19 protein-coding genes and 2 pseudogenes are annotated in these 25510 nt (G+C 46.0%); 13 read left to right on the top strand and 8 right to left on the bottom strand.

The genetic code is table 11. The features are described 5' to 3' along the window. Window positions 1-55: 55 nt before the first annotated feature. The 4 genes from ACYVIL_RS16790 (at window position 56) to ACYVIL_RS16775 (ending at window position 5731) form a co-directional block, all read left to right on the top strand. Window positions 56-1327, top strand: coding sequence for a DUF3526 domain-containing protein (locus ACYVIL_RS16790; protein WP_460313595.1), 1272 nt, complete (start codon window positions 56-58; stop codon window positions 1325-1327). A gap of 18 nt (window positions 1328-1345) precedes the next feature. Beyond that, the gene (locus tag ACYVIL_RS16785) at window positions 1346-3484 is read left to right on the top strand and encodes a TonB-dependent siderophore receptor (protein WP_460313593.1); all 2139 of its coding nucleotides are present in this window, start codon (window positions 1346-1348) and stop codon (window positions 3482-3484) included. Window positions 3485-3870: 386 nt separating this feature from the next. After that, window positions 3871-4800, top strand: coding sequence for a type IV toxin-antitoxin system AbiEi family antitoxin domain-containing protein (locus tag ACYVIL_RS16780; protein ID WP_460313591.1), 930 nt, complete (start codon window positions 3871-3873; stop codon window positions 4798-4800). A 13-nt stretch (window positions 4801-4813) separates the two neighbouring features. Further along, window positions 4814-5731, top strand: a complete 918-nt coding sequence (locus ACYVIL_RS16775; protein ID WP_460313589.1) for a nucleotidyl transferase AbiEii/AbiGii toxin family protein — start codon at window positions 4814-4816, stop codon at window positions 5729-5731. 1104 nt (window positions 5732-6835) lie between these two features. On the opposite strand, the pseudogene ACYVIL_RS16770 reads toward ACYVIL_RS16775, so the two are convergent. From ACYVIL_RS16770 to ACYVIL_RS16760, 3 genes and pseudogenes are all read right to left on the bottom strand, one after another. Further along, window positions 6836-8094, bottom strand: a pseudogene (locus tag ACYVIL_RS16770) (ISL3 family transposase). Window positions 8095-8115: 21 nt separating this feature from the next. Beyond that, window positions 8116-8628 carry a signal peptidase II gene (gene lspA, locus ACYVIL_RS16765; protein WP_003821921.1) on the bottom strand — a complete coding sequence of 171 codons (513 nt, stop codon included), beginning with the start codon at window positions 8626-8628 and terminating at the stop codon, window positions 8116-8118. Window positions 8629-8631: 3 nt separating this feature from the next. Further along, the gene (locus ACYVIL_RS16760) at window positions 8632-9528 is read right to left on the bottom strand and encodes a cation transporter (protein ID WP_004364974.1); all 897 of its coding nucleotides are present in this window, start codon (window positions 9526-9528) and stop codon (window positions 8632-8634) included. Between the two features lie 95 nt (window positions 9529-9623). On the opposite strand from ACYVIL_RS16760, the gene cadR reads away from it, so the two are divergent. Then, window positions 9624-10031, top strand: a complete 408-nt coding sequence (cadR, locus tag ACYVIL_RS16755; RefSeq protein WP_007148576.1) for a Cd(II)/Pb(II)-responsive transcriptional regulator — start codon at window positions 9624-9626, stop codon at window positions 10029-10031. Between the two features lie 96 nt (window positions 10032-10127). Here cadR and ACYVIL_RS16750 read toward each other — a convergent pair whose 3' ends face one another. From ACYVIL_RS16750 to ACYVIL_RS16740, 3 genes are read right to left on the bottom strand one after another with little or no spacing between them, the layout of a single operon-like run. Continuing rightward, complete coding sequence (locus ACYVIL_RS16750; protein WP_460313585.1) at window positions 10128-11369, bottom strand: tyrosine-type recombinase/integrase; 1242 nt, start codon at window positions 11367-11369, stop codon at window positions 10128-10130. Between the two features lies 1 nt (window position 11370). Then, the gene (locus tag ACYVIL_RS16745) at window positions 11371-11640 is read right to left on the bottom strand and encodes a hypothetical protein (protein WP_039847056.1); all 270 of its coding nucleotides are present in this window, start codon (window positions 11638-11640) and stop codon (window positions 11371-11373) included. Between the two features lie 2 nt (window positions 11641-11642). Then, window positions 11643-12617: a ParM/StbA family protein gene (locus ACYVIL_RS16740; RefSeq protein WP_025441391.1), complete on the bottom strand. Its 975-nt coding sequence runs from the start codon at window positions 12615-12617 to the stop codon at window positions 11643-11645. Between the two features lie 482 nt (window positions 12618-13099). On the opposite strand from ACYVIL_RS16740, the gene mobI reads away from it, so the two are divergent. After that, window positions 13100-13525: a conjugative transfer protein MobI(A/C) gene (gene mobI, locus ACYVIL_RS16735; RefSeq protein ID WP_430270578.1), complete on the top strand. Its 426-nt coding sequence runs from the start codon at window positions 13100-13102 to the stop codon at window positions 13523-13525. Window positions 13526-13535: 10 nt separating this feature from the next. On the opposite strand, the gene umuC is transcribed toward mobI, so the two are convergent. Together umuC and umuD are read right to left on the bottom strand one after the other, a co-directional pair. Then, window positions 13536-14804, bottom strand: a complete 1269-nt coding sequence (gene umuC / locus ACYVIL_RS16730) for a translesion error-prone DNA polymerase V subunit UmuC (RefSeq protein ID WP_460313599.1) — start codon at window positions 14802-14804, stop codon at window positions 13536-13538. Between the two features lie 7 nt (window positions 14805-14811). Further along, a pseudogene (umuD, locus tag ACYVIL_RS16725) lies at window positions 14812-15259 on the bottom strand (translesion error-prone DNA polymerase V autoproteolytic subunit). A gap of 640 nt (window positions 15260-15899) precedes the next feature. Between umuD and ACYVIL_RS16720 the strand changes: the two are divergent. The 7 genes from ACYVIL_RS16720 to ACYVIL_RS16690 all read left to right on the top strand — a co-directional run bounded on the left by ACYVIL_RS16720 (window position 15900) and on the right by ACYVIL_RS16690 (window position 25488). Further along, window positions 15900-16805, top strand: coding sequence for a 3'-5' exonuclease (locus ACYVIL_RS16720; protein ID WP_460313582.1), 906 nt, complete (start codon window positions 15900-15902; stop codon window positions 16803-16805). A gap of 87 nt (window positions 16806-16892) precedes the next feature. Continuing rightward, window positions 16893-17192, top strand: a complete 300-nt coding sequence (locus ACYVIL_RS16715; RefSeq protein ID WP_235373963.1) for a hypothetical protein — start codon at window positions 16893-16895, stop codon at window positions 17190-17192. A gap of 317 nt (window positions 17193-17509) precedes the next feature. Beyond that, the gene (locus ACYVIL_RS16710) at window positions 17510-18433 is read left to right on the top strand and encodes a WYL domain-containing protein (RefSeq protein WP_460313580.1); all 924 of its coding nucleotides are present in this window, start codon (window positions 17510-17512) and stop codon (window positions 18431-18433) included. Window positions 18434-18502: 69 nt separating this feature from the next. Continuing rightward, entirely contained in the window at window positions 18503-20062 is a 1560-nt protein-coding gene (locus tag ACYVIL_RS16705) for a type I restriction-modification system subunit M (RefSeq protein WP_460313578.1), read from the top strand. After that, a complete protein-coding gene (locus ACYVIL_RS16700) occupies window positions 20059-21249 on the top strand; it encodes a restriction endonuclease subunit S (RefSeq protein WP_460313576.1) in 1191 nt (396 codons plus the stop codon). The genes ACYVIL_RS16705 and ACYVIL_RS16700 overlap by 4 nt, the downstream gene beginning before the upstream one ends. After that, window positions 21249-22379 (top strand): AAA family ATPase, encoded by a 1131-nt coding sequence (locus tag ACYVIL_RS16695; RefSeq protein WP_460313574.1) that lies wholly within the window; start codon window positions 21249-21251, stop codon window positions 22377-22379. Before ACYVIL_RS16700 ends, ACYVIL_RS16695 begins: the two co-directional genes overlap by 1 nt. Next, window positions 22372-25488 (top strand): HsdR family type I site-specific deoxyribonuclease, encoded by a 3117-nt coding sequence (locus tag ACYVIL_RS16690; RefSeq protein ID WP_460313572.1) that lies wholly within the window; start codon window positions 22372-22374, stop codon window positions 25486-25488. The genes ACYVIL_RS16695 and ACYVIL_RS16690 overlap by 8 nt, the downstream gene beginning before the upstream one ends. The last annotated feature ends 22 nt before the right edge of the window (window positions 25489-25510 follow it).

Genomic DNA, 25510 nt, shown 5'->3' with positions numbered 1-25510 from the left:
CACCGCTGATCAGTTAGCATTAGTCTCGGCATGGTATTGAGTTGTTAGTTTATTTTTGGCGAAACAAATTATAACTCTTTACCATGCCGCTCAAAAACCAATCACGAAAGATCAACAGGCCCTAGGCATTGCGTTTTCCTTGTCGATATTCGCTGTTTGGTCTGGTTTGAGTGAAATGCAAAGCCAGTCAACTACCATTGAACGATTAAAAGAAAAAGACAAAATAGACCGCGATAGTGTAATAGCACACCAACCAGATTACGGCATGGCCGCATACTACACCTTTAATTTAACCTACTCCGAGCCTTCTTCATTGGCGTTTGCGGCAATAGGGCAAAGAGACGTTTATCCGTGGAAACACCGTATTCGAATGCTAGCGATTGAGGGGCAAATATACGAAACCGATGCTGATAACCCGGAACTCTCGTTTTTAGGGCGCTTTGATTTTGCCTTTTTAATCAGCATCTTGTTGCCTCTCTTCGTCATTTTATTATTGCACGACTTGCGCTCATCGGAGCGTGAAGCAGGGCGCTACGATTTATTGCTCACAACAGCGGTAAAACAAAAGTTCCTATGGTTTCCTCGTGCTTTCGTCATGAGTTCCGCCTTAGGGGGAGTTATATTAGTGCCATTTATTGTCGGCGCTATTATTTCGGGTGCATCTTTTGTGGAAACAGCTTTTACCATCATGGTGGTCGTGGCTCACATACTTTTTTGGACGCTACTCATTTTTTGGTATACCTCAAGCCGATTAAGCTCAAATCAAAATTCTACTAAAATCGCATCGGTACTATTGTCGGTTTGGATCCTGGTGAGTGTCTTAATCCCTGTTGCTAGCGATGTTGCGATTGACAACATGGTCACGAGTCCGAGTGGGGCAGATATATTATTGACTCAACGCGAAGCCGTAAATGATGCTTGGGATTTGCCTGAATCTGACACTTGGGACGCTTTTTTAGCTGATTATCCCCAATGGAAAGATCACATTGATATGGGACCGACATTTGAATGGAAATGGTATTACGCGTTTCAGCAAGTCGGCGATAAAAAAGTCAGCGAACTTTCCAAAGCCTATCAACAAGCAACCCTAAAAAAAGACACGCTTGCAGGAAAATTTGCACTGTTGTCACCGCCGATGTTAACCCAAAGGTTAATGTCTTCATTGGCTAAAACAGACACGCGTGCGGCCATGCAATATGAACAAGATATTCGCGCCTACCACGAAGCTTTACGACATTTCTATTACCCGCTGTTGTTTACTCGAGCGGAATATAGTTTAGAAACAATGTCAACACTACCCAAATTTTCCGACTACTCCACACAATAAGTAATGACAATCATGAAAATGAAAACAATAACTATGAAAAGCCATTTACCTATGCGCTCACTGAAGCCTCTGAGTTTTTATATTGGTGCTGCTTTACTCGCGCCATTCGCGGCGCAAGGAGCGGATCTTACAGAGTCGGCAAATGAGAGTTTAGAAGTGGTTGAAGTAAAGAGTTTACGCCAGTCTTATCGCGGCAACGTGAAAGTGAAAGATTTACCGCAAGCTATCGCTACCATCTCAAACGAAACCCTCGAAATTACGGGTATAACAGGGCTAACTGAGTCCTTAGAGTTGGTCAGCAGTGTTACCCGACAAAATGATTTTGGTGGCTTATGGGACATGTTTGCAATCAGAGGGTTTGCTGGGGACGAAAACTTGCCTTCGGCTTATTTGATTAATGGTTTTAGCGCTGGCCGTGGTTTTAGCGGTAACCGTGATACTTCGAACGTTGAGTTTATTGAAGTGTTAAAAGGCCCTAGCTCTGCACTTTATGGTCGCGGAGAGCCCGGTGGGACAGTGAATATCACCACTAAAAAACCTCAATTCCAAGAAGCTGGCTATCTTAAACTGACCGCAGGCAGTTATGCTCAACTACGTGCCGAAGGCGACTACACCAATCGGCTTACTGACAATTTAGCATTTAGAGTAAATGGTGCACATGAAGACTCAGAAAGCTATCGCGATACGGTAGATAAGAAAAAAACCGTCATAACCCCTTCATTTCTCTATCAACTGAGTGACCATACTCTTGTCAGTTATGAATTAGAATATTTAAAGCAAGAAGCCGACATGGATCGCGGGGTTGTTTATGTTGAAGATAAGCCTTTTTCATATTCAAATTTCTACGGTGAACCCGCGGATGGTCCTGTAAAAATTAACGCCATTGGCCATCAACTTGAAATTCAGCACGATTTATCAAGTGATTGGGCCTTTAACGCGGGAATAAGCGTGCGGACTTCGTCGTTTGAAGGCAGCGTGTCTGAACCTCGTTGGTATGATGCTGACAACAACTATGTGGTTCGTCAACGGCGCTACCGAGAATTTGATGCTGAAGATTATTCGGGACGCTTTGAGTTTAGTGGCACCGCACAATTATTCGGTTTACAACACAACCTATTGATTGGCGGCGATGTATACGAATATGAACTCGATCGTTTAGTTCTGCGTTACCGTCATTCAGGTGAAGAAGGTGATGGTGCCGACGCCTACGCCATCGATTTTGACAACCCCACTTATAGGGATGATTTACCTGAAATGGGATCAAATATTGATGATCTTGAAGAGCAAAGCGGTCAAGGTATCTATTTTCAAGATCAAATTAATTTAACCGATGCTCTAAAAGCCATGTTCGGCATCCGATTTGATAAATTTGAACAAGACATTACCAATCGTCTTACCGACACTAAAACCAGTATTTCAAAATCTTACTCTAACCCCAGGTTGGGCTTAGTTTATGAGTTGTCAGATGAAGCCCGAATTTACACAAGTTATTCTGAAGGCGCTAGGCCAAATTCCGGCGTCAATTCTGAGGGGACAGGCCATGAACCTGAAGAAAGTAAATCTTGGGAAGTGGGGCTAAAATGGGAATTAAGCGATCTTGGATTCCAAGGCACCGCGGCTATTTTCAATACTGAAAAAAACAACATTCTGGCAAGTAGCCCTGGTGGCGACGGATCAACCGAAGCAATCGGCGAAGCGCAAAGCCAAGGTTTTGAAGTGGATATGTCATACAACTTAGCCGCGGACACGCAATTATCTCTGTCCTACGCCTATGTCGATGCGCAAAACTCAAAAGAGATCACACTGTGGGATTATTATGTCATTGAAGAAGGTGCTCCGCTGGGTAATGTGCCAGAGCACAGCGGTAGCTTGATGCTTCGTCAATTCGCTCAAGTGGGTGATTATCAAGGCAATGGAGGTATAGTTATTCAATATGTTGGGAGCCAATTAGGTGACTTCTTGGAACAAGACTTTTACTTACCCAGTTATACTCTCGTTAACCTATTTGCCAATGTTGAACTCAGCGACAACTTAGAGCTTAACCTTAACGTAAATAATTTACTGGATGAAGAATATTACCAAAACTCTTATTTTGAAGCTTGGACTATGCCGGGCGCACCGCGCACAGTAAAAGCCTCGATCAAATACGCATTCTAAAATCAAAATGTCAGCTCATAGGCGAGGGAAATTCCTCGCCTATGTCTGTTTTAATATTCAGACCTAATACTCATACTACTTTAATACTCAAACTGTCCCTTTATAATTTTGTTTGAGATCATTAACTCAAGTCGTGCTTTTTCTTATGGGGACTGGTCCTTCTATTAGGCTTCGTAATCAGGTTTATGGAGCTAATAAGCTTGACTGCCACACCCCTCCTGTTTCGCTGATATTGAATATGTTGTTTAACCTCAAGCCCTAAAAGTTTAAATAATACTGGCTATCGGTATTATTAATATCGATAGCGCCTTTGTTTTAAACCGTTCCGGTTTATATTTTGTGTATTTCGCGGCGCTTACCGCCGTGAAACTTAATGGTGGTAAACCATGGTTTATTGTGTTAGTTTATACATATTGTTTTTTACGGCGTTAAGCGCCGCAAATAAAGCTAATGGTAAACTAAAAAGGGTTGTACGCTTGGTTAACAGCACTACTTCACATGATGATGTAGCAAAAGGGGCTTATAAACAGTCACTTAAAGCGCTTCTACCTTATGGCATGCTGGCGACTAAAAAGTGGCTGGCAGAACAAGGCTTAAGTGCCCATGCCATCGATAACGCAGTAAAAACAGAAACTTTGTTATTACTGGCTACTGGCGTATATAGCCAGTATTCCCGCTCATTGAGCTGGGAAGGGGTTGTTGCCTCTATGCAGCGTATGGATGTGAACAACTCGGATAATCTGCCTTCGGTCATCGTTGGCGGGTTGTCAGCATTGTCCTTGTCGGGATTGTCGCAGTATCTGGCGTTAGGCAGTACGCCACATATACATTTATATGCACAAGGCAAGTTGCCATCATGGTTGGGGCGTTTGTCGTTGCCCGTTGAATGTGAGGGGCATAGTACCAATACGTTGTGGCCTGAATGGCTGACAAAAGACAAAAGTTTTATCAGGCAGCATGAATGGGAGGCAGAACTGCCCCCTGTATATTTTTCATGCCCTGAAAAAGCGTTGTTGGAGTTACTGGTGGATTTACCCGATGCCGTTAGCTTTGAACATGCTGATGAGCTAATGCAGGGGTTAGTGAATTTATCACCCAGAAAACTCGATACACTTTTAAAAGCTTGCAAAAGTGTAAAGGTGAAACGTTTGTTTTTCTGGCTGGCTAAACGCCAAGCTTACCCTTGGTTTAACAAGCTGATTGTCGAGGATTACGACTTAGGCTCAGGCAAGCGTGTTGTGGCTAAAGGCGGTAAATTGGATACGGATTATTTGATCACTGTGCCGTCACATATGGCAATGGAAAGCGAAAGTTAGCCCTGATAAGAAAATGACAGATAGAAACAGTATTTATTACAAGCAAGTGCAGTTATTGATGCAGGTTTTAACTTTTGTCGCAAAGCAAGAATGCTTTGCGCTTAAAGGCGGTACGGCGATCAATCTCTTTGTCAGAGAGTTTCCGCGCTTGTCGGTTGATATTGATTTGGTTTATCTGCCAATGAAAGGCCGTGATGACGCATTACAGGAAATATGCGCAGCATTAGATGCCATTAGCGCAGATTTAAAAGTCGCGTTTAAAGATGTTGAGCTAACAGAAGCTTATAAGTCAAAACGCGATGCGCTGAGACTAATCGTTGGCCGTAATGGCGTGCAGATTAAAGTAGAGTTATCGCCCGTATTACGTGGCACGGTTTACGAGCCGAAATTGATGGAAGTATGCGCCGCTGTAGAAGATGAGTTTGGTTATGCAGAAGTGCCTGTGGTGGCCTTGGCTGATCTTTATGCTGGCAAAATATGCGCGGCATTAGATAGGCAGCACCCAAGAGACTTATTCGATGTGAAGTGGCTCTTGGAAAATGAAGGCCTGACGGATGAGATAAGAAAGGCACTAATAATCTATCTCTCAAGTCACAATCGGCCAATGGCCGAATTGTTAAGGCCGCAATTTAAAGATATAGCGGCCATTTATGCAGGTGAATTTGCAAATATGGCCGAGACGGACGTACCGCTTGAAGAACTGGTGGCCGTTAGAGAGCGCTTGGTAGAGCTTATTCACCAAGGGCTAACCGATAGTGAAAAAGCGTTTTTACTATCGTTTAAAAACCGTGAGCCGGATTGGGCGTTGCTTGGTCTTGATGATGTAAGTGAACTTCCGGCCATTAGATGGAAACAGATTAATCTGGCCACAATGCCAGATGACAAACATAAGCTGGCGTTAGACAAGCTAAAAGAAGTACTGAGTGTTTGATTTATAGTACTTAGTTATTTTGCTAGGATAGCGCTCAAATTTTTCAATGCTTTGATGAGAGGTTTTGCTGGCTGTAGGCCGTGGCAATCTGCTTGATGATCAGGGCTTAGAGTTAACTTTATTTTTTTGTACAAATAGTTGTACAAAACGGGAATTCAGATACATGGCAAACGCCGATTTTCTTAATGAAATCAATAAGCGAAGAACTTTCGCTATCATCTCTCACCCTGATGCCGCCCAGCCTTTCAACGCTTAAAACCACCTTTCATTGCATACCACAATCACATCTCTACGTACTGAATTTAAAGGCTTTTTGTCTTTTTCTCGTTTCTTTACTTTTCAATGATGTTCAAGCGTAACCTCGGAAAGTGTGTACAAACTTGAGTACAAATTCCGTTTTAGAGGCCTTTGACGAAAATTCTATGACACAAATCTGGCTGTAGGCCTTGTGGTTACTGGGTTTGATGAAGAAAGTACCTCTTGCTTTTGGTACTTTGGTTTCGACATTACAAAAGCGGAATATATGCGATCATCTCTAGTTTTATGTTTGTAAGCTTATGAATTTAAAGGGTTCGTTATTGTGGTTTTTGATGTGTCATCGTTGCGAGTGTACAAACAGTGTGTACAAATTTTTCTCGTTAGGCATGTTGATTGCAATTCATGACACAAACCGCCTTGTAGCCCTTGTTATTCATAGGTTTGAGCTGAAAAGTACCTAATAGCAACATTTGTGTTTTGATAAGGCTGATCTTCTGAACAAATCATGCATCTTTCTGACCATCAACAATTGATGAATCAGGCGATGATAGCTTTACATTGACTTTCAGGAGAATGCAGATGACAGCAGTAGCGCACCAGGTAACCCCTTTTCTAACATCTTACGAAGTGATGGCTCGTTACCACATTAGCTATACGACGCTCTGGCGAAGAATAAAAGATGGCAGCTTGCCGCAACCTCGTATCAACCGAAATACACGAAACAAGCTGTGGCACATTGAAGATTTGGAGGAGTATGAGAAGAAAGAGGACTGAGCCTCTTTCTTTTATGGGTATACGGATTTAATGGTTGATGGGCACCTTCACCCCATCAATCTGATACCACCCTCAGATGGTTGATAGATCGACTCCGTAGTTGAGTTCCTCTGCGAAGTCCGGCAGTCCGTAACCGATGGTTTTCTTGTAGAAAGGAGAGACCTTCGCAGTCGGTGCCTTCTTCTTGTGCTTCGTGGTGTAGAGCATTCGTGCCCGCATCACCTCGAAGGAGTAACCACGCCCTTCACGGTTCTTGTCCTTGGCCAGTCGGTTGATGGACTCCGTGTAAGCGTTGGTGACGGGCATGTCCGTCTCGAAGTAGGTCATGGTCTCTTCGCGCCAGTTTCCCACTGCCCTGACCAGATCGCTCCAGACTTCCTTTTGGCCCTTCGGGATGGTGGCTATCCACTCGTCCAGGGCGGCTTCTGCCTGGAGCCGTGTGGTGGCGTCCCAGATGCCGTAGAAGCGCTCCTTGTGCTCATAGGCGGCCAGCAGTTGCGGGAACGCGCCTGTCCAGGTCTCCATGATGAGGCGCTCCCGGTCTGAGACTTCGTGAGCGCAGTCCGGCTCTGGGACGGTTTCAGCTCCTTTCTGAGGCCCTTGCGCACTCTCTCTAGGGCATCGTTGGCCATGCGCACCACATGGAACTTATCGACCACGATACGGGCCTGGGGCAGCACAGCCTTGACCGCTGCCCGGTAGGGGTTCCACATGTCCATGCTGACGATCTCGACCTTCTGCCGGTCTTTCAGCTTCATCAGGTAGTTGGTCACCACGTCCTGGCGGCGGGTGGCCAGCAGGTCGAGCAGGGTTCGCTCCTCAATGTTGGTCAGAATGCAGCGGTAGCGCTTGTTCAGGTATAGCTCGTCAATGCCCAGGATGCGGGGCGTCTCGAAGCGGTGCCAGCGCCCCAGGAACTCGGCGCGGGCGTTGAAGATGTCGCGCACCGTCTTCTCGTCCAGGCCGGTCTGTGCCGCCACAAAGGTGTAGGGGTGGTTGAAGGATTCCTTCTCCACGTACTCATGCAGCCGCAGTGTCATACGGAATCCGTCCACCATCTCCGGTAGCTGGGGCCTGAATGTTGTCTTGCAGGCCCGGCAGGTGTATCGGCGGCGGACCACCCAGAGAGTGACCCGCTTGCCGTGGATGGGCAGATCACGATAGGGAACGTCACGCTTGCCGAACCGTACGAACTCACCCTGCACGCCGCATTCCTCGCAGGCGATGGGATCGGGCACGTCCACCTGGAAGTGCATTTCGTCGTCGGTTGATTTGCAGCCCAGTACTTGGTATTGCGGCAGGTGAAGGATGTTGTCGGGAAGTTCGGTCATGGTGTTGTATAGGCGTAGGTGTCAGTCAGATCCATCCGACTCGGCATTGGTGTTTGCTTTTTTACCCAACAAGCTGCTGGAAACGAAAAGTAAGGCACCGAGGACAATTGCAATATCAGCCAGGTTGAAGGCCGGCCAATGCCAGTCTCGCCAATAGAAATCAAAGGAATCCACAACATAGCCGCGAAAGACCCGGTCAATCAGGTTGCCCATGGCGCCACCGAGGATAAGACTGTAAGCGATGGCTTCTCCTTTATGACGATTTTCAAGGATCAGCTTGATCAGAAAAATCGAGACCACTACCGCGATTCCGATAAAAAAGTAGCGCTGCCAGCCTCCACCATTCGCAAAAAGACTGAATGCGGCACCGGTGTTCCATAGGTGCACCCAGTTAAAGAACGGGGTCACCGAAACATACTCGCCATAGGCCATTGATTGCTGCACCAGCCACTTTACAGCCTGATCAGACGCTGCCAGCAGGCCCGATATGGACAATAGGGCATACGGCGAGAGCTTTTTGCCAATAATGAGCATTATTTAACCCTTCAACGCCAAAATGCGTCTGGCACCGTTAAGTACAATGCCCCCCGCGATGGTGCCGATAATCAGATCCGGATAATTGGAACCGGTCCACGCGACCAGGGCGCCGGCGGTGATGACCCCCAGGTTGATCACCACGTCGTTGGCCGAGAATATCCAGCTTGCCTTCATGTGCGCCCCGCCTTCCCGATGTTTGGATATGAGCAGCAGACAACTGGTATTGGCAATCAATGCGACGAATGCGATAGCCATCATCACCAGCGATTCAGGCTCACTACCGAATACAAAGCGTCTCACCACCTCTACGAGCACGCCCACAGCCAAGATCAGTTGCAGTACACCAGCAAGATGCGCGGCACGTACCTGCATTTTCACGCTATGTCCAACCGCATAAAGGGCAAGCCCGTACACCGCCGCATCGGCAAAATTGTCCAGGGATTCTCCAATCAGGCCGGTGGACCGGGCGATCAGACCGGCAGTCATTTCCACCACGAACAGAAGTGCATTGATGCCGAGCAACCAGCGCAGGGTCCCGGATTCTTGCTTAGCAGAAGCTGCCGAAAACTCGGCGGCCTTGATGGTCTCCGGATTTGCAGCGACGGTTTCCTGAAGCGAGGCGCCTAGCCCCAAGGTCTTCAGTTTCGAGGTGACGGGCTCGACCTCGCCGTCATGCACGACCTTCAGCCGGCGGTTCGACAAGTCGAAGGACAGCGCCCGAATCTCCTCAAAGCCGTTCAGGGCTAGGCGAATCATTCGTTCTTCTGATGGACAGTCCATCTTCGGCACGGCATAAACACTGACCCATCTCCCTGGCGCCTCGGAGGAGGCCTGTATATCGGTATCCGCTGCGGACGTTGCATCACCGCCACAGGCGCCACCACAGGATTTGCTCATGATACGACTCCACTTGAACAATGTTGTGGTACCATTTTAAACTATAAAGCTACTATAAGGTCAATAGAGTAAAGAATCCGTTGGGGAGGAGGCTGATGCGCATTGGTCAGTTGGCGCAGTTGGTAGGGGTCGAAACACAGACGATCCGCTTCTATGAACAGCAGGGCTTGTTGCCGCCGCCTGATCGGCAGGACAACGGTTACCGTGTCTATACCGAGAAGCATGGTGAGGGGCTGGCCTTCATCCGTCGCTGCAGAATCCTGGGCCTGTCACTGGCTGAGATTCACGAACTACAGAGCTATCAGGACGACCCTCATCAGCCTTGTACCGCCGTCAACACCTTGCTCGATGATCACATCTCTCATGTGCGGTCGCAGATAACCGCTCTGCAAGCGCTTGAGAAACAACTCGTTTCACTGAGAGCGAGTTGCAACGATGACCGGGAAGTTGAGGCGTGTGGGGTTCTTGCTGGAATTAGCGAAGGAAACATGCACCAGCAGTAGGTGAAGCATCAACCAGATAATCCGATGAGATGCCGGTCTGTCTCACTCTCATGCAAAGGTAAGATCAACCATTTAATCCGCTTACCCTCTTTTATTTTATTGTCCGAAACGCCAGTTGAATGGAAAGCCTGTCGGCTCAATGATGGTTTCTAGTTGTTGATACCAAACGTCGTAAGCATGACGCATTTCATCCAGGTACTGATATTGGTTGTAGATAGCATCCAACCCTTTTTTGCTGTGGCCAATCATCAACTCGGCAACTTCTTGCGTCGTGATGGCCGACATTCGTGTTCGCATCGTTCTGCGAAGATCATGCATAGACCAATGCTCCATCTCAATACCAAGCGATCTGCGAGCCCAGATTTTCACATTGTTAGGAATAGTGGTATCAAAGCCATTTGTGGCAAGCTCTTCCTGTCCGTTCGCGGGAAACAAGTAGGTTGATTTGCTCATCTGCATCGCCAGTTCAATCAGCTCAATAGCTGGCTTAATCAATGGCCGCATGATCGGCGCTCCAATTTTCTCACCTTGTTTGCGGATCTCTATGGGCACTGTCCACATTGCAGATTGCAAGTCAAAGTGATGCTTTTCAGCTTGAATGAGTTCGCCCTTGCGACCGCCCAATAGCAGAAGCAATTTAATGTAGATGCGATTCTTCTCAGTGATTTTTGACTCATGCAAATAGCGCCAAAGTATCCTGATCTCGTTATCGTTTAGCACCCGAGTTCGTTTACCTTTCTTACCACCGACTTTCTTTGCTGTGATCCCTGCGGCAGCGTTAATTTCCAAAATTTGTTCATCAATCAGCCAGTCATAGAACTTATGCAGTACAGACACTAGGCGTTCTGTGTTTGAAGGGGACGACTCCGAAACCTCACGAAGACAGTTTCGCAAGGACAATTCATTGATGTCAGTTAATGGGTACTTGCCAAGTCGGGGCAGCAAATATATTTCACTGCTGCGTTTTTGGTAGTGCCACGTTTTCTCCTTTAGCCCTTGCTTACCGGCAGAGTCTATCCAGTCTCGAAAAATCGATTCGAAGCTTTGATTAGCAGAATACTTAGCCCGTTCCTGCTGTAGGTAGAGCTTGGGGTTTCGACCTTGATCAAGTACTGCCCTTAACCTATCCAGCTCATTCCTGGCTTCAGCAAGTTTCATAAGTGGGTAAGTACCTATGTCTACCCGCTGTTGCTTGCCATCGAACCGATAACGAAACTGAAAAACAATTTTGCCCTTGGACGATACCCGAGCACTTAGTCCATCTCGATCAGCTTTTACTACGGTTTCTTTTGCTTCTTTATTTAACCTGGCATCGAGCCAGCTAACTGATAACGCCATGTTATAAGCCCAGCCCTAGTTTTGATTTTAATGATTGTTTACGTGATTCTGCTTTGGGTTCTGGCGCTTTACTCACAGAAGTAATTTCAACTTCTGGAGCATGGTCATCCACCTGTACAGATGTCGTGGATAGATTGGGTTGGCTCATGTGAATTAACCCAAAGGTGGCCAGCATCCGCAGACGCTCAGCGCGTTCCCGTGGTGGCGTCTTTTCCAATTCTTTGAGTAGTTCTGGGTGGCTCCCTGGGGGAATGTTGACGACAACTCTCATGATCAGGCCCCATAAAACCAGAAGCCTCGGACGTTCGCCAAAACAGACTGCTCAGGCACGATGATCTTGCTTCGTGAAAAAATCTCCTTGGCCGCTTCCTTATAAGCCAAGGCTCCACCTCCGGCGATCAATACCAAGTCCGCATTAATGCTTTCGTCGCGCATAGATTGGCGCATGGCTGTGAGAGCAACAGGCGCTACCTTTTTCATGGCAGCATTCAGATAAGGTGAAATATCGACTTTTTCTCCAAATAGCAGGACCTGCAAGTCTCCTGTTCTCATGGCTTTTTCAAGTCGATCCATACCTACTTTGGCACCGTGATCTTCTGAAATCAGCTTATCAATCGTTTCCAGTAGCACGGACATTGCCTGAAGACTGGTTCCTGATGAGCTGTAGCGAATTTCTCCGGCCTCAAGGGCAACCCAGTCAACAGAGAAGAAGCCCGGATCGATGACGACTACGCGACCTTCTTCAATCAAGCCCAAATCACCACCTGTTTGAACCAGATCCATATAGGCACCGGCAGGCTGCGGCAGCACTTTGACGTCATGAACAGTGATGCTGCGCTTAGGCGTCACTTGATGGACACCTTTTAAACGCTGCACAAGGTCAGACTTACGTTGTGGTTCATGAAACTGGGAAACAGGTAATCCAGTGACAACCAAATCGATGGATTCTGTTTCAGCCATTAACAAGGCGGCATGAAAAAGCGCCTTATAGGTTTTTGTGGTGGGATACTCCGGGTGAAGCTCTCGTTCCCAGCCTTGAAGGCGTCCAGCAGGCACACCAGCGGCCCAACGCTCATTATCGACAGATACATACAAACAAGTGTCATCATCGCCCCCACCGATACGCTCTGGCATACGATCCGCAGGACCGGCACCCGCAGGCAGAATAATGGTTTTCGGTTCACTGCCTGATTGGCCAATTGCCAGCTTCAGGTTCGAGTAACCGATATCTACGCCTAGTACAAACATACTTATCTCCTGTGCACTCAAAGTGCTCTAACGGTTTTCAATCAACCGCACTGGTCACGCTTGGGTATGTCCAAGTGCTCTGGCGGTTCACTCAAATGTCATTATCAGGATTCGGTGCACTGGCGGTGGGCAGAAAGGTGACAAATCCTTTCATCTATCTGCCTATTGCATTTTCGCAAAAGTATGAGAATAGGCTCTGTTTGGCGGCGGATGACCTAGCCAAAAAAATCGAGACGCCAAACGTCATTTGCATTCTGGCCTGAACTTGCCAAACGGTTTGTATCTTCATGGCGATACGTCTTTTCAGGCATTTTTATGTGAAATCGGGCTATATCCCTTGTCAGGTATGGGATTGCGCGAGTTGATTAATATCGAGACGCCAAACAGTGATTGTTACCGCAGTTTTACGTTTGGCGTTTCGATCCAAAAGCCAAACGGATAGTGGTTTTGGCTTTTGGGGTTAATTGGATGGGGAAATTGGTTTGGTAGAAATCGTCAATGAACAATGGAAAGCAGAGGTATCAGATTTACTTCAGCAAGAAACAGACAGGCTAAAAGCGCTGGCACGAGCCGAAGTTGATGACTTTTGGGTTACCCATTACAAGGTTCGAGAGAATGAGCCCTTTAAAGACTGGGGTCTGCTTGGTGTCCGTATCAGAGACTTTAAGTATGGCTTTGGCATAGAGTGGTACATCAACAGTTTTCACGGTCAACGAGGCAAACGCGTGGTCTTTAGCAAGGGGCTGCGTATCTCAAAGACGAAGCTGAGATACTCATTTTTGGACTGCCAAGGTTTGGCCAAAGAATGGGAGTTAGCGCTGGCCATAGAGAAAGAAGAATTTTTCAGTGATATTCGACGCCAAGTTGATAAGCTCAACATGCTGCGTCGCAGAGTGAATGCCTATTGAGTTAACTGCGCTACTTCACTCGCGGCAACTGGTCCCAGCGTGTTGTGTAGGCGGGAGACAAATGCTCTCGCTTCATCGACCAATCTTTCTTCGTACCTTGTCCAGCAAAGAAAACCTTTCCGGCACCGCTTTGGTTAATGGTGTCCAATACAGACATTAACTGTTGGCTATTAGAGCGGGTCGATACGTCATCGAATAGTCCTGGTTGAAACATGCCGGGATCGTAAAAGTCAGATAGCATGACGCCCGCTTTGGCATAGCGAAAGCCATCTTTCCATATCCGCTTGAGTAAGTGATTGGCCAGTTCGATAAAATCTCGTGTATCGCAACTGGGGATCAGCAATTCACCCGATGCAGAGTTGCTGTACTGCGGCTCGTTGTCCTTAAAGGGGCTGGTACGTATGAACACGGTCATCACTTTGGCTTGCTGCTGTTCTTTGCGTAGCTTCTCAGTGGCGCGGATCGCGTATTCGCATACAGCTTCACGTAACAATTCAAAGTGCGTTACTTTTTCGCCAAATGAACGGCTACAGACGATTTGTTTCTTAGTTGGCGGGATCTCTTCAAGTTCAATGCACGACTCACCATTGAGCTCTCTGACGGTTCTCTCTAAAACCACTGAAAACTGGTCTCTGATGGCTCTAGGGGAGGCATTGGCTAGGTCAAGGGCTGTGGTGATACCCAACGCATTTAAACGCTTAGTAAGCTGTCTACCAACGCCCCAAACATCATCAACAGGGACTAATGCGAGCAATCGACGTTGCCGATCTGGATTAGTCAGGTCTACAACCCCCTGAGTGGCTGGATACTTTTTGGCGGCATGGTTAGCCAGCTTGGCGAGAGTTTTAGTCGGTGCAATGCCTACACAGACGGTGATCCCAATCCAGTGGCGTATGCGCTCTCGCACTTGTTGTCCGAACTCGACAAGGGATATGGAAGACTCAATACCGGTTAAATCCAAAAACGCTTCGTCAATGGAGTAAACCTCTACTCGTGGTGCCATCTCCTCCAAAGTGCGCATCACTCGACTGCTTAAATCTGCATACAGCGCATAGTTGGACGAAAAAGCCAAAATACCATGGCGCTGCATTTCAGCTTTGATTTGAAAGACCGGTACGCCCATTTTTATACCGAGTAACTTAGCTTCACGCGACCGTGCTACCACGCAGCCGTCATTGTTGGACAGCACCACAACCGGCGTATCTTTTAAATCAGGACGAAACAGCTTCTCACAACTGGCGTAAAAGTTGTTGCAGTCCACCAAGGCAAATACAGGCATGGGATAGTCACGACTTGCGGCGCATGTTTCGCACCACATTGGTGACCACACCAAATATCTCTAACTCTGTCCCTTCAGGAATATGAATGGGCTCATACACCTGGTTTCTTGGGATCAGCATGACGCACGGCCTTAGTTGAAGCTCCTTTACCGTGAGTTCACCATGGATACCAGCGATGACAATGTCACCGTGTTCTGCTTGGACAGAGCGATCAACCACCAAAATATCATCTGGGTGAATCCCGGCATCAATCATTGAATCACCTTCAACACGCACAAAGAACGTTGCAGCCGGTCGTTTGATGCACAGCTCGTTAAGGTCGAGCGTTTGCTCAACATAATCTTGCAGGTGAGGGAAAACCAGCAGAAACACGTTCCATGAACAATGGAATACGAAGGCGCTTGGCTTTGATGAAGGCAAGTGCGCCGCTACGGCCTATCAGCGAGACACTCATGACGAACCTCGAAAAATCGCAATTGATACTGTTTGTTTATACAGTATCTAATGCTATGCTGATTTCTACAAGTAAAATTGTAGGTAAAACTGTAGTTGTTCGAGTAAGACGCTGTGTTGTCGGTGATTTATTTTTTGTGTTGAAAAACTAGATGTGGGGGATCGCTTGCCCTCGTCAAAGCCTGCAAGGCTTGGACAATACTGCTTCTGCCTACTGCTCTTGTTTCTGTTACTGATCCTGTTACTGCTACTGGTTAACGCATGGGTCAAGTAACCGTCAGACAAGGCTTGTTGAACCCTTTGCAAAGGGTTTAAAAACAGTTAGTAAAATTCTGCTTCGTATTGAATTTACTGGCTTAAAGCGAAGTTAGGAGCACCATTAAAATACTCAGTCGAACTCAGTTCAAGCCTTTTGCAACCGTTTGAAAAGGGGTTGGCTAAGCCATACGTAAAGGGTATCGGTAAGGGTTACCTAAAGGGTTTAGCTAAGGCTTTCTGAAAGGCTTAGCCAAAGCCTTCATACATGGGTTCACCCAGTAGAAAGATTAAAAAAACGCTTAGGTATCCAAGGTGCATTTAGAAAAACCTGTGGCACAGTAAAATCACCTAAAGCGAACAATAGAATTGAAGAGGAACCATCAATGACAAGAGCCCCTGCACCATTTCCGCTAGAGCGCCTCGCGGATATCCCAGAAAGACCAGAAGATTTTAGATTGCTGGAGCGTATTCCATTAACGCGTGAGCCGCAGTCCTGGCCACTTGAACTATCTCCTGTAGTCGGTGACGAACAGCCAATGGTGCTGCTCGATACAGAGACAACCGGACTGTCTGCCGATGACGAGTCCATTATTGAGCTTGGTATGGTTAAGGTGCTTTACAGCCCCTCTGCTAAGCGGATTGTGTCGATTGTTGATGTGATCAGTTTGTATGAAGACCCCGGCAAGCCAATCCCTGAGCTGATTACCGAGTTAACCGGTATCTCCGATGATATGGTGCAAGGCCAGCACATTGATGATGCACTGGTTGCGAGTTGGTTATCCGATGATCCGCTGGTGGTCGCGCACAATGCACAGTTTGATCGTCCTTTCTTTGAAAAGCGGTTTGCCGCATTAGGCCATCTATCTTGGGCCTGTTCAGCCAGTGGCATAGATTGGAAGGCGCTGGGTTTTGAAAGTCGAAAACTTGAGTACCTGCTGCTTCGCTTAGGTTGGTTCTATGAAGGACACCGAGCTGCAACCGATTGTTTGGCGATGGCCTGGTTGTTCTATTTGTTGACCGAGTCCGTTGCAAACTTGTTGTCAGAAGCAGACAGGCGTACTGTGCTAGTTCGTGCGTTTGGTGCGCCGTTTGATGTAAAGGACTATCTAAAAGAGCGTGGTTACCGCTGGCATGACGGTGTTAAAGGTGCCAACAAACATTGGTGGCGCGAAATCAGCGAAGACGAGTTGCCGCAGGAACAAACTTACCTAGATGATTTGTACCATCGTGGCTCAGAACATGCCCACTATGACTACAAAGATGCCCGCAATCGATTTAAAGCTTTGTAGCTCTCTATAAGGTAAGCCTTGCATATTTGAAAACCTCTGGAAAATGGAAAGTGAACTCATGGTTTAACCAACAAGAGGAATCTTTCCATGTACCAAGACACCTACATTGAATACTGGGGCGAAATCTTCGTCTCTGCCCGCATCATTGAATTTGGCATCACGTTCGAGCGCTTTCTTAAAGATCCATGGAAGCACTTGATGTCCTGTGGCCAAGAGTCTGCTCCAGACGCGATTGCTGAAGGGATGCTGCCATTGCTACCAGCCCAGGCAGAAGTTGCTAGGCGCATTCGGGAGAGTGAGCAACGAGCCCTGATGTCTACAGAACCGGACAAAAGGGGATCTCATCGCGGTAACATCGTGGTGCCACTGGTTCGGGTGGCGCATTGATAGCGGCTATCAGCAATGACACGAAACAAGGCCTTCACGCCCATACCTGAGCGGCAATTGCAATCAAGATCAAAAAGTTGCCGCTTAGTCTTCCCTACAAAACAATTTGTGATAGGATGATACCTAATAAAATTAATTAGGTTGAAGCCTATTCAGTGTTTTATGTCCATCTGTCCAGCTTCAACCAGTAGAGATTGATTAGTCATTGTGGATGAAGAGCAGCATTGAGTGATGCTTTTCAATGTGATTACGTGATGTCTGACGGTACTTTATAAACAGAGTTTTAAGAAACTGGTTGAATTGGATAAACAAGACGCATGACAAATGATGGTCTGAAACAAACAGTAGTGGCGAAGCCATATAGGCTTTCGCAGATAGCGCAGTTGCCACAAGCAACCAGGGATCGCATTGCTCACATCGATTTCACCTTATTGTTTAAGGGAGAAGCGGTGCGGGCGGATTTAGTCGATCGCTTCAGTATAGCCGCCGCACAAGCAACGAAAGACTTCACAATGTACCGAGAGCTTGCACCAGGCAACATTGAGTATGACCAAAAGCTCAAGTTGCATAAACGCGGTGAAGGATTTGAGCCCTTGTTCGACTATGACGTTGTGAGAACTCTGGCGACCATTAGCCAAGGGTACGGTGATGGCTTCACTGGCAAGGTAAAACCTCCCCTTGCTTGTGAAGCGCCTTATCACTTAAACAAGCCAAGCCTATCTATAGTGGCGAAGGTCACCGAGGCCATTCACAAAGGCAAAGCCTTGAGCATCACTTATGTGTCGTTATCGAGCGGTGAAACAACGCGTGAAATTGTACCGCATACGCTGGTAGACAATGGCCTGCGTTGGCATGTTCGTGGTTTTGACCGCAAGCATGGTGAGTTCCGTGACTTTGTGCTGACTCGAATTAAAGCAGCGGTTGTGCTTGAAGACTCAAGGCTATCTGAAGCTGAGCTCGAAACTCAAGACCGGCAATGGAACAGATTTGTTGAGTTAGAGTTAGTGCCGCACCCACGCATAGAGCACAGCGAAGCGATTGAACTGGATTATGGTATGACGGGTGGCGTTCTAAAGGTTGAGATAAGAGCTGCAACCGCTGGGTATTTGCTACGCCAATGGCATGTGGATTGTTCCAAAGCACACAGCCTTCGAGGCACTGAATACCAACTTTGGTTAAAGAATACTCCGACACTCTACGGGGTCGGAAATTTGAATTTAGCTCCAGGGTTTAACGAATGATGTTCGACGACAGTGAGCATTGCGCAACCCATAAACGAATTATGACGAATTAAAAGCAGGAATTAGCAAATGACAAGTTTACAACAACGTGCCGAACTTCAACGCCAAATATGGGCGATTGCCAACGATGTAAGAGGCTCAGTGGATGGTTGGGATTTTAAGCAATATGTACTGGGTACGCTGTTCTACCGTTTTATCAGTGAAAACTTTGTCAACTACATCACAGGCGGAGATGATAGCGTTAATTATGCTGCCATGTCTGACGATGACGAAAACATCAAGTTTGCTAAAGAAGATGCCATTAAGACCAAAGGCTATTTTCTTTACCCTAGCCAGTTGTTCAGCAATGTGGCGGCCAATGCGCACAAGAATGAAAATTTAAATACTGATTTGGCCGCTATTTTTGCTGCTATCGAAAACTCAGCCAACGGCTATGATTCAGAAAAAGACATCAAAGGCTTGTTTGCGGATTTTGATACCACCAGTAATCGTCTGGGTAATACGGTAGAGGCAAAAAACAAACGCCTGGCAGCCGTGTTAAAAGGCGTGGCAGGTTTAACCTTCGGTAATTTTGAAGACAACCAAATTGATTTATTCGGTGATGCCTACGAGTTCCTGATTTCAAACTACGCGGCTAATGCGGGTAAATCCGGTGGTGAATTTTTCACCCCTCAGCACGTTTCAAAATTGATTGCGCAGCTCGCCATGCATGGCCAGACCAGTGTCAATAAAATCTATGACCCTGCGGCGGGTTCGGGCTCGTTGCTGTTACAAGCTAAAAAGCACTTCGATGCGCATATCATTGAAGATGGTTTTTTTGGTCAAGAGCTCAACCACACCACCTACAACTTGGCGCGTATGAATATGTTTTTGCACAACATTAACTACGACAAGTTTAATATTCAGTTGGGTGATACCTTAACCGAACCGCACTTTTTAGATGACAAACCCTTTGATGCCATTGTCTCTAACCCGCCTTATTCAGTGAAATGGATTGGTAGCGACGACCCAACCTTAATTAACGATGACCGTTTTGCGCCCGCTGGGGTGCTTGCGCCCAAATCAAAGGCCGACTTTGCCTTTGTGCTGCATGCCCTAAGTTACCTATCAAGCAAAGGTCGTGCAGCCATTGTTTGCTTCCCCGGTATTTTTTACCGTGGTGGTGCTGAGCAAAAAATTCGCCAGTACCTAGTAGATAACAACTACGTTGAAACTGTGATTTCACTGGCACCTAACCTGTTCTTTGGCACCACCATTGCCGTGAATATTCTTGTGCTGTCTAAACACAAAACCGACACCACCACCCAGTTTATTGATGCCAGCGGTTTGTTTAAAAAAGAAACCAACAACAACGTGCTGACTGAACAACACATCGAAGACATCATGAAAGTGTTTGCCAGCAAAGAGAACGTTGAGCACTTTGCGAAATCGGTTGAGTTGGACGTGATCGCTGGTAATGACTACAACCTCTCAGTTAGTAGCTATGTGCAGGCTAAAGACACACGTGAAGTTGTAAAGATTAAAGATCTTAATAATGAGATTAAAATTACCGTCGATAAAATCGACCAACTGCGCCGTGATATTGACGCCATAGTCGCGGAAATTGAAGGTGAGGAGCTTGAGGCATGAGTCAGTTGAGCTTTATAGAAAAGCTGTTGGAAGGGGTTGACGTGGAGTGGAAAGAGCTTGGTAATTCCATTAACTTCCAGCGAGGTAAACGACTTGTTAAGAGTCAATTAGAAGAAAGTGGAGAATACGCGGTTTTTCAAAACAGTATGACACCTCTTGGCTACTATCATGAAGGTAACGTTAGTGCTAAGTCTGCGTTTGTTATTTGTGCTGGGGCAGCTGGTGAAATCGGCTTTAGTGATGATAGTTTCTGGGCAGCTGATGACGTTTATTATGCTGAACAATCTGAAATTTTAAATAGTAAATATCTATATCATTTCTTACTTACACAAAAGCATAAGATTGCAAGCCAAGTTCGCAGGGCTAGTATTCCTCGATTGTCAAAATCAGCTATAGAGAAACTTGTAGTACCCATCCCATGCCCAGATAACCCAGAAAAATCGCTGGCAATACAAGCTGAAATAGTGCGCATTCTGGACGCATTTACCGCCATGACCGCCGAGCTGACCGCCGAGCTTAACATGCGGAAAAAACAATACAACTACTACCGCGACCAGTTGTTGAGTTTTGAAGAGGGTGATGTTGAGTGGAGGGCTTTGAGTGAAATGGCCGAGTATTCAAAGGCTCGAATCAGTTACACAGAACTAGATGACAGCAATTACGTTGGTGTTGAAAGCTTACTTCAGAATCGAGCTGGTAAAATAGACTCCACTCGAACCCCAGATAGTGGAAATCTTACACAATACAATCCTGATGATATCTTAATAGGGAATATACGTCCTTATTTGAAGAAGATATGGCATGCAGATCGAGTTGGCGGCACGAATGGTGATGTTCTTGTGGTTCACCCTACTGATACAGCTATAAATCCACGATATTTGTATCAAGTTTTAGCTGATGACAAGTTTTTTGAATACAACATGCAACATGCAAAAGGCGCAAAAATGCCACGAGGAAATAAGCCAAAAATCATGGAGTATTTGGTTCCTATTCCATTTGCTAGCAATAGAGAGAAATCTCTTGCGGAACAAGAACGCATCGTTACTATTCTCGACAAATTTGACACTCTAACGAGCTCTATTACCGAAGGTCTTCCCCGCGAAATTGAGTTACGCCAAAAGCAATACGAGTATTATCGTGATCTGTTGTTGAGCTTCCCGAAATCTCATTCAGATGAGGCAGCTTAATGAGTAAAACGCTAACGGAAATAGCAGAGTTGTTGCAAGCGTCCGATAAAAAGGTGCAGTTAATCTATGCCTTTAATGGCACAGGTAAAACACGTTTGTCGCGTGAATTTAAAGAGATCATTGCGCCGAAAGACGATGGGCAAGATGCGCTTGTTGATGCAGAGCAAGCACCTCTGTCGCGCCACAAGATTTTGTATTACAACGCGTTTACGGAAGACTTGTTTTACTGGGATAACGATTTAGATGCTGATGCAGAGCCGAAGCTAAAAATCCAACCCAATACGTTTACCGATTGGATATTAAAAGTACAAGGTCAAGAGCCTAATATCACTAGGTTGTTTCAACGTTACAGCAACGAGAAGTTGACGCCTCATTTTAATGAAGACTTTACTCAAGTAACGTTTTCATTTGAGCGAGGAAATGCGGGAAGAGCACAGCATATAAAAATATCTAAGGGCGAAGAAAGTAATTTTGTCTGGAGTATTTTTCATGGGCTTCTAGAGCAAGTTGTTAGAGTCATGAATAATCCTGATGAAGAGGATGATGAGAGCTTCAATCAGCTAGAATACGTGTTCATTGATGACCCCGTTAGCTCATTAGATGAAAACCATTTAATTGAACTTGCAGTTAATTTGGCGGAACTAATCAAGTTAAGCAAATCTGAGAAGCTTAAATTTATCATATCGACACATAATCCGCTATTTTACAATGTGTTACACAATGAGCTTAATGCGAAAATCTGTTACTTGTTGCAACGTTTTGAAGACGGAACCTTTGATTTAAAAGAAAAAAAAGGTGGCGCGAATACCAGTTTTTCTTATCACTTGTATATCAAGCAATTGATTGAACAAGCTATTACGAACAATGAAATACAGCGTTTTCACTTCAATTTACTGCGCAACCTTTATGAGAAAGTCGCAGCATTTTTGGGGTACGCAGACTGGACAGCTCTATTACCAGAGAGCCGCGAGCTATACGCCAAACGAGTGATGCACTTTTATAGTCATCGTTCATTATCAAACGAAGAAGTTGCAGAACCTACCGAACCTGAGAAGCAGATTGTTAAGTTTCTACTTGAACATCTATTAAATAACTATGGTTTTAAACTGCAAGGAGCACAGAATGACTAGCACAACAAAGCCGATTGCAGAATCAAATAATTTTATTGTCTTAGACAAATACACAAAGCAAACGCAGATAAGTGAAAGTTACCAGAGCGAAGGTGATTTAGAGCGTGAACTTATTCAAGACCTAAGCAACCAGGGCTATGAATATTTACCTGCTCTGACGACACCCGATGCCATGATGGCGAATGTGCGCAAGCAGCTACAAGCCCTTAATAAGGTCGAGTTTACTGATGCCGAGTGGGCTCGCTTTTGCGAGCAGTACCTGAACACACCCAGCGACAATATTCTCGACAAAACTCGCAAGGTGCACAGTGACTATATCTTCGATTTTGTTTTCGATGATGGTCATATCGAAAACATCTACCTATTCGACAAGAAGACCATTGCGCGTAACAAAGTGCAGGTCATTAAGCAGTTTGAACAAACTGGCAGCCACGCCAACCGTTACGATGTGACGATTTTGGTCAATGGTTTGCCTTTGGTGCAAATTGAACTGAAAAAGCGTGGTGTGGCGATCCGTGAGGCATTTAATCAAATTCATAGGTACAGCAAAGAGAGCTTTAATGCAGAGAACTCGTTGTACAAGTTCTTGCAGCTGTTTGTGATCTCTAATGGCACCGACACGCGCTATTTTGCCAATACCACGAAGCGCGACAAAAACAGCTTCGATTTTACGATGAACTGGGCAAAATCTGACAATACGCTGATCAAGGATTTAAAAGACTTTACCGCCACTTTTTTCCAGAAAGAGACCTTGCTTGAAGTGATCTTGCGTTACTCGGTGTTTGACGTCAGCAATACCTTACTTGTAATGCGCCCCTACCAGATTGCGGCCACTGAGCGCATTTTATGGAAGATAAAGAGCGCGTTTAACGCTAAGAACTGGAGCAACACCGAGAGCGGTGGGTACATTTGGCACACCACAGGTTCAGGAAAAACACTCACTAGCTTTAAAGCGGCACGTTTGGCCACCGATTTAGACTGTATCGATAAAGTCTTTTTTGTGGTGGACCGAAAAGACCTCGACTATCAGACCATGAAAGAGTATCAGCGGTTCTCGCCTGATAGTGTGAACGGTTCAGACAGTACCGCAGGGCTTAAGAGTAACCTGGACAAAGACGATAACAAGATTGTTGTTACCACAATCCAAAAGCTCAACAACTTAATCAAAAGCGAAAGCGATTTAGCTATCTACAACAAGCAGGTTGTCTTTATTTTTGATGAGTGTCATCGAAGCCAGTTCGGTGAAGCGCAGAAAAACCTGAAGAAGAAATTCAAAAAGTACTACCAGTTTGGCTTTACCGGTACGCCAATTTTCCCTGAAAACGCCTTGGGTGCTGAAACCACGGGCAGCGTGTTTGGCCAGCAGTTGCACACTTATGTGATCACTGATGCCATTCGTGATGAAAAAGTACTCAAGTTCAAAGTGGACTATAACGATGTTCGTCCGCAATTTAAGAGCATTGAGACTGAGCAGGATGATAAGAAGCTTAGTGCGGCGGAGAACAAGAAAGCGTTCTTACATCCAATGCGCATTCGTGAAATCTCGCAGTATATTCTGTGCCATTTTAACCAGAAAACGCATCGAGCCTATTCTGGTGCCAAAGGGTTTAACGCCATGTTTGCGGTAAGTAGTGTTGATGCGGCGAAAGCGTACTATGAAACCTTCAAGACATTGCAGGCCGAGGCTGAGAATGGACCCACAAGTAAGCCTCTGCGCATTGCCACTATATTCTCATTTGCTGCCAATGAAGAGCAGGACGCCATTGGTGATATTTTAGATGAGAGTTTTGAAGTCAGTGCCATGAACAGCAGCGCGAAAGAGTTTTTGAGCGCCGCGATCACTGATTACAACGCCATGTTTAAATCTAACTATGGCGTGGACAGTAATGGTTTTCAGAACTACTACCGTGACCTTGCCCAGCGCGTGAAGAATCAAGAAATAGATCTGCTCATCGTGGTGGGTATGTTTTTAACGGGTTTTGATGCGCCTACGCTTAACACCTTGTTTGTTGATAAGAATTTGCGTTATCACGGTTTGATGCAGGCGTTTTCTCGCACTAACCGCATTTATGATGCGACTAAGACCTTTGGCAATATTGTTACCTTCCGTGATTTGGAACAGGCAACCATTGATGCCATCACCTTGTTTGGTGACAAAAACACCAAGAACGTGGTGTTGGAGAAGAGCTACAAAGAATACATGGAAGGTTTTAACGATATTGCTACTGGGCAGGCGCGTCGAGGTTTTGTTGATATCGTAAAGGAGCTGCAAGAACGTTTTCCAAATCCAGAAAATATTGAAAAAGAACAAGACAAAAAAGAGTTTGCCAAGCTGTTTGGTGAATACCTAAAAGCAGAAAATATTTTACAAAACTACGATGAATTTTCTGGATTAAAAGCACTGCAAAGTCTAGATACCAGTGATGAACAAGCTGTTGAAGAGTTCAAGTCAAAGTACTATCTGGACGATGCTGACATCGAGGCAATGCAAACCATAGATATGCCGAGCGAGCGTGCTATTCAAGATTATCGCTCTACCTACAACGATACCCGCGACTGGTTGCGACGCGATAAAGAAGGTCAGGACAAAGATAAGTCAACGGTAGACTGGGACGATGTGGTCTTTGAAATTGATTTGCTTAAATCGCAAGAAATCAACCTCGATTACATTCTTGAACTGATTTTTGATCACAATAAGAAGAACAAGAGCAAAGAAGGCTTGATTGAAGAAGTCCGCCGTATGATCCGCGGTAGCCTTGGCAATAGAGCGAAAGAGAGCTTGGTGGTTGATTTTATTAACCAGACAAACCTAGATGAGATCAATGACAAAGCTAGCATTATCGACGCTTTCTTCAAATTCGCCCAGGCGGAGCAGAAGCGCGAAGCCGATGCCATTATTGCCTCTGAAAAGCTCAATATCGATGCTGCCAAACGCTATATTGCGTCATCACTCAAACGTGAGTACGCCTCTGAAAATGGCACTGCACTTAATGAGGCGCTGCCCAAACTTAGCCCATTGAACCCACAGTACCGAACCCAGAAGCAAACGGTTTTTCAGAAAATTGCCGCTTTTGTTGAAAAATTCAAAGGTGTGGGTGGGCAGATATAAGTGTTATTACGTGCTGTTCAGG

The sequence above is a fragment of the Aliiglaciecola aliphaticivorans genome, assembly GCF_054782055.1.
Note: the sequence above shows the minus strand (reverse complement) of the source record. Positions and strands in the feature narration are given on the sequence as shown.

Excerpts from the sequence above, each read along its gene's own strand:
- ACYVIL_RS16785 (WP_460313593.1), top strand. The coding sequence starts at position 1,346 with ATGAAAACAATAACTATGAAAAGCCATTTACCTATGCGCTCACTGAAG.
- ACYVIL_RS16780 (WP_460313591.1), top strand. The coding sequence starts at position 3,871 with ATGGTTTATTGTGTTAGTTTATACATATTGTTTTTTACGGCGTTAAGC.
- ACYVIL_RS16775 (WP_460313589.1), top strand. The coding sequence starts at position 4,814 with ATGACAGATAGAAACAGTATTTATTACAAGCAAGTGCAGTTATTGATG.
- lspA (WP_003821921.1), bottom strand. The coding sequence starts at position 8,628 with ATGCTCATTATTGGCAAAAAGCTCTCGCCGTATGCCCTATTGTCCATA.
- ACYVIL_RS16760 (WP_004364974.1), bottom strand. The coding sequence starts at position 9,528 with ATGAGCAAATCCTGTGGTGGCGCCTGTGGCGGTGATGCAACGTCCGCA.
- cadR (WP_007148576.1), top strand. The coding sequence starts at position 9,624 with ATGCGCATTGGTCAGTTGGCGCAGTTGGTAGGGGTCGAAACACAGACG.
- ACYVIL_RS16750 (WP_460313585.1), bottom strand. The coding sequence starts at position 11,369 with ATGGCGTTATCAGTTAGCTGGCTCGATGCCAGGTTAAATAAAGAAGCA.
- ACYVIL_RS16745 (WP_039847056.1), bottom strand. The coding sequence starts at position 11,640 with ATGAGAGTTGTCGTCAACATTCCCCCAGGGAGCCACCCAGAACTACTC.
- ACYVIL_RS16740 (WP_025441391.1), bottom strand. The coding sequence starts at position 12,617 with ATGTTTGTACTAGGCGTAGATATCGGTTACTCGAACCTGAAGCTGGCA.
- umuC (WP_460313599.1), bottom strand. The coding sequence starts at position 14,804 with ATGCCTGTATTTGCCTTGGTGGACTGCAACAACTTTTACGCCAGTTGT.
- ACYVIL_RS16720 (WP_460313582.1), top strand. The coding sequence starts at position 15,900 with ATGACAAGAGCCCCTGCACCATTTCCGCTAGAGCGCCTCGCGGATATC.
- ACYVIL_RS16715 (WP_235373963.1), top strand. The coding sequence starts at position 16,893 with ATGTACCAAGACACCTACATTGAATACTGGGGCGAAATCTTCGTCTCT.
- ACYVIL_RS16710 (WP_460313580.1), top strand. The coding sequence starts at position 17,510 with ATGACAAATGATGGTCTGAAACAAACAGTAGTGGCGAAGCCATATAGG.
- ACYVIL_RS16705 (WP_460313578.1), top strand. The coding sequence starts at position 18,503 with ATGACAAGTTTACAACAACGTGCCGAACTTCAACGCCAAATATGGGCG.
- ACYVIL_RS16700 (WP_460313576.1), top strand. The coding sequence starts at position 20,059 with ATGAGTCAGTTGAGCTTTATAGAAAAGCTGTTGGAAGGGGTTGACGTG.
- ACYVIL_RS16695 (WP_460313574.1), top strand. The coding sequence starts at position 21,249 with ATGAGTAAAACGCTAACGGAAATAGCAGAGTTGTTGCAAGCGTCCGAT.
- ACYVIL_RS16690 (WP_460313572.1), top strand. The coding sequence starts at position 22,372 with ATGACTAGCACAACAAAGCCGATTGCAGAATCAAATAATTTTATTGTC.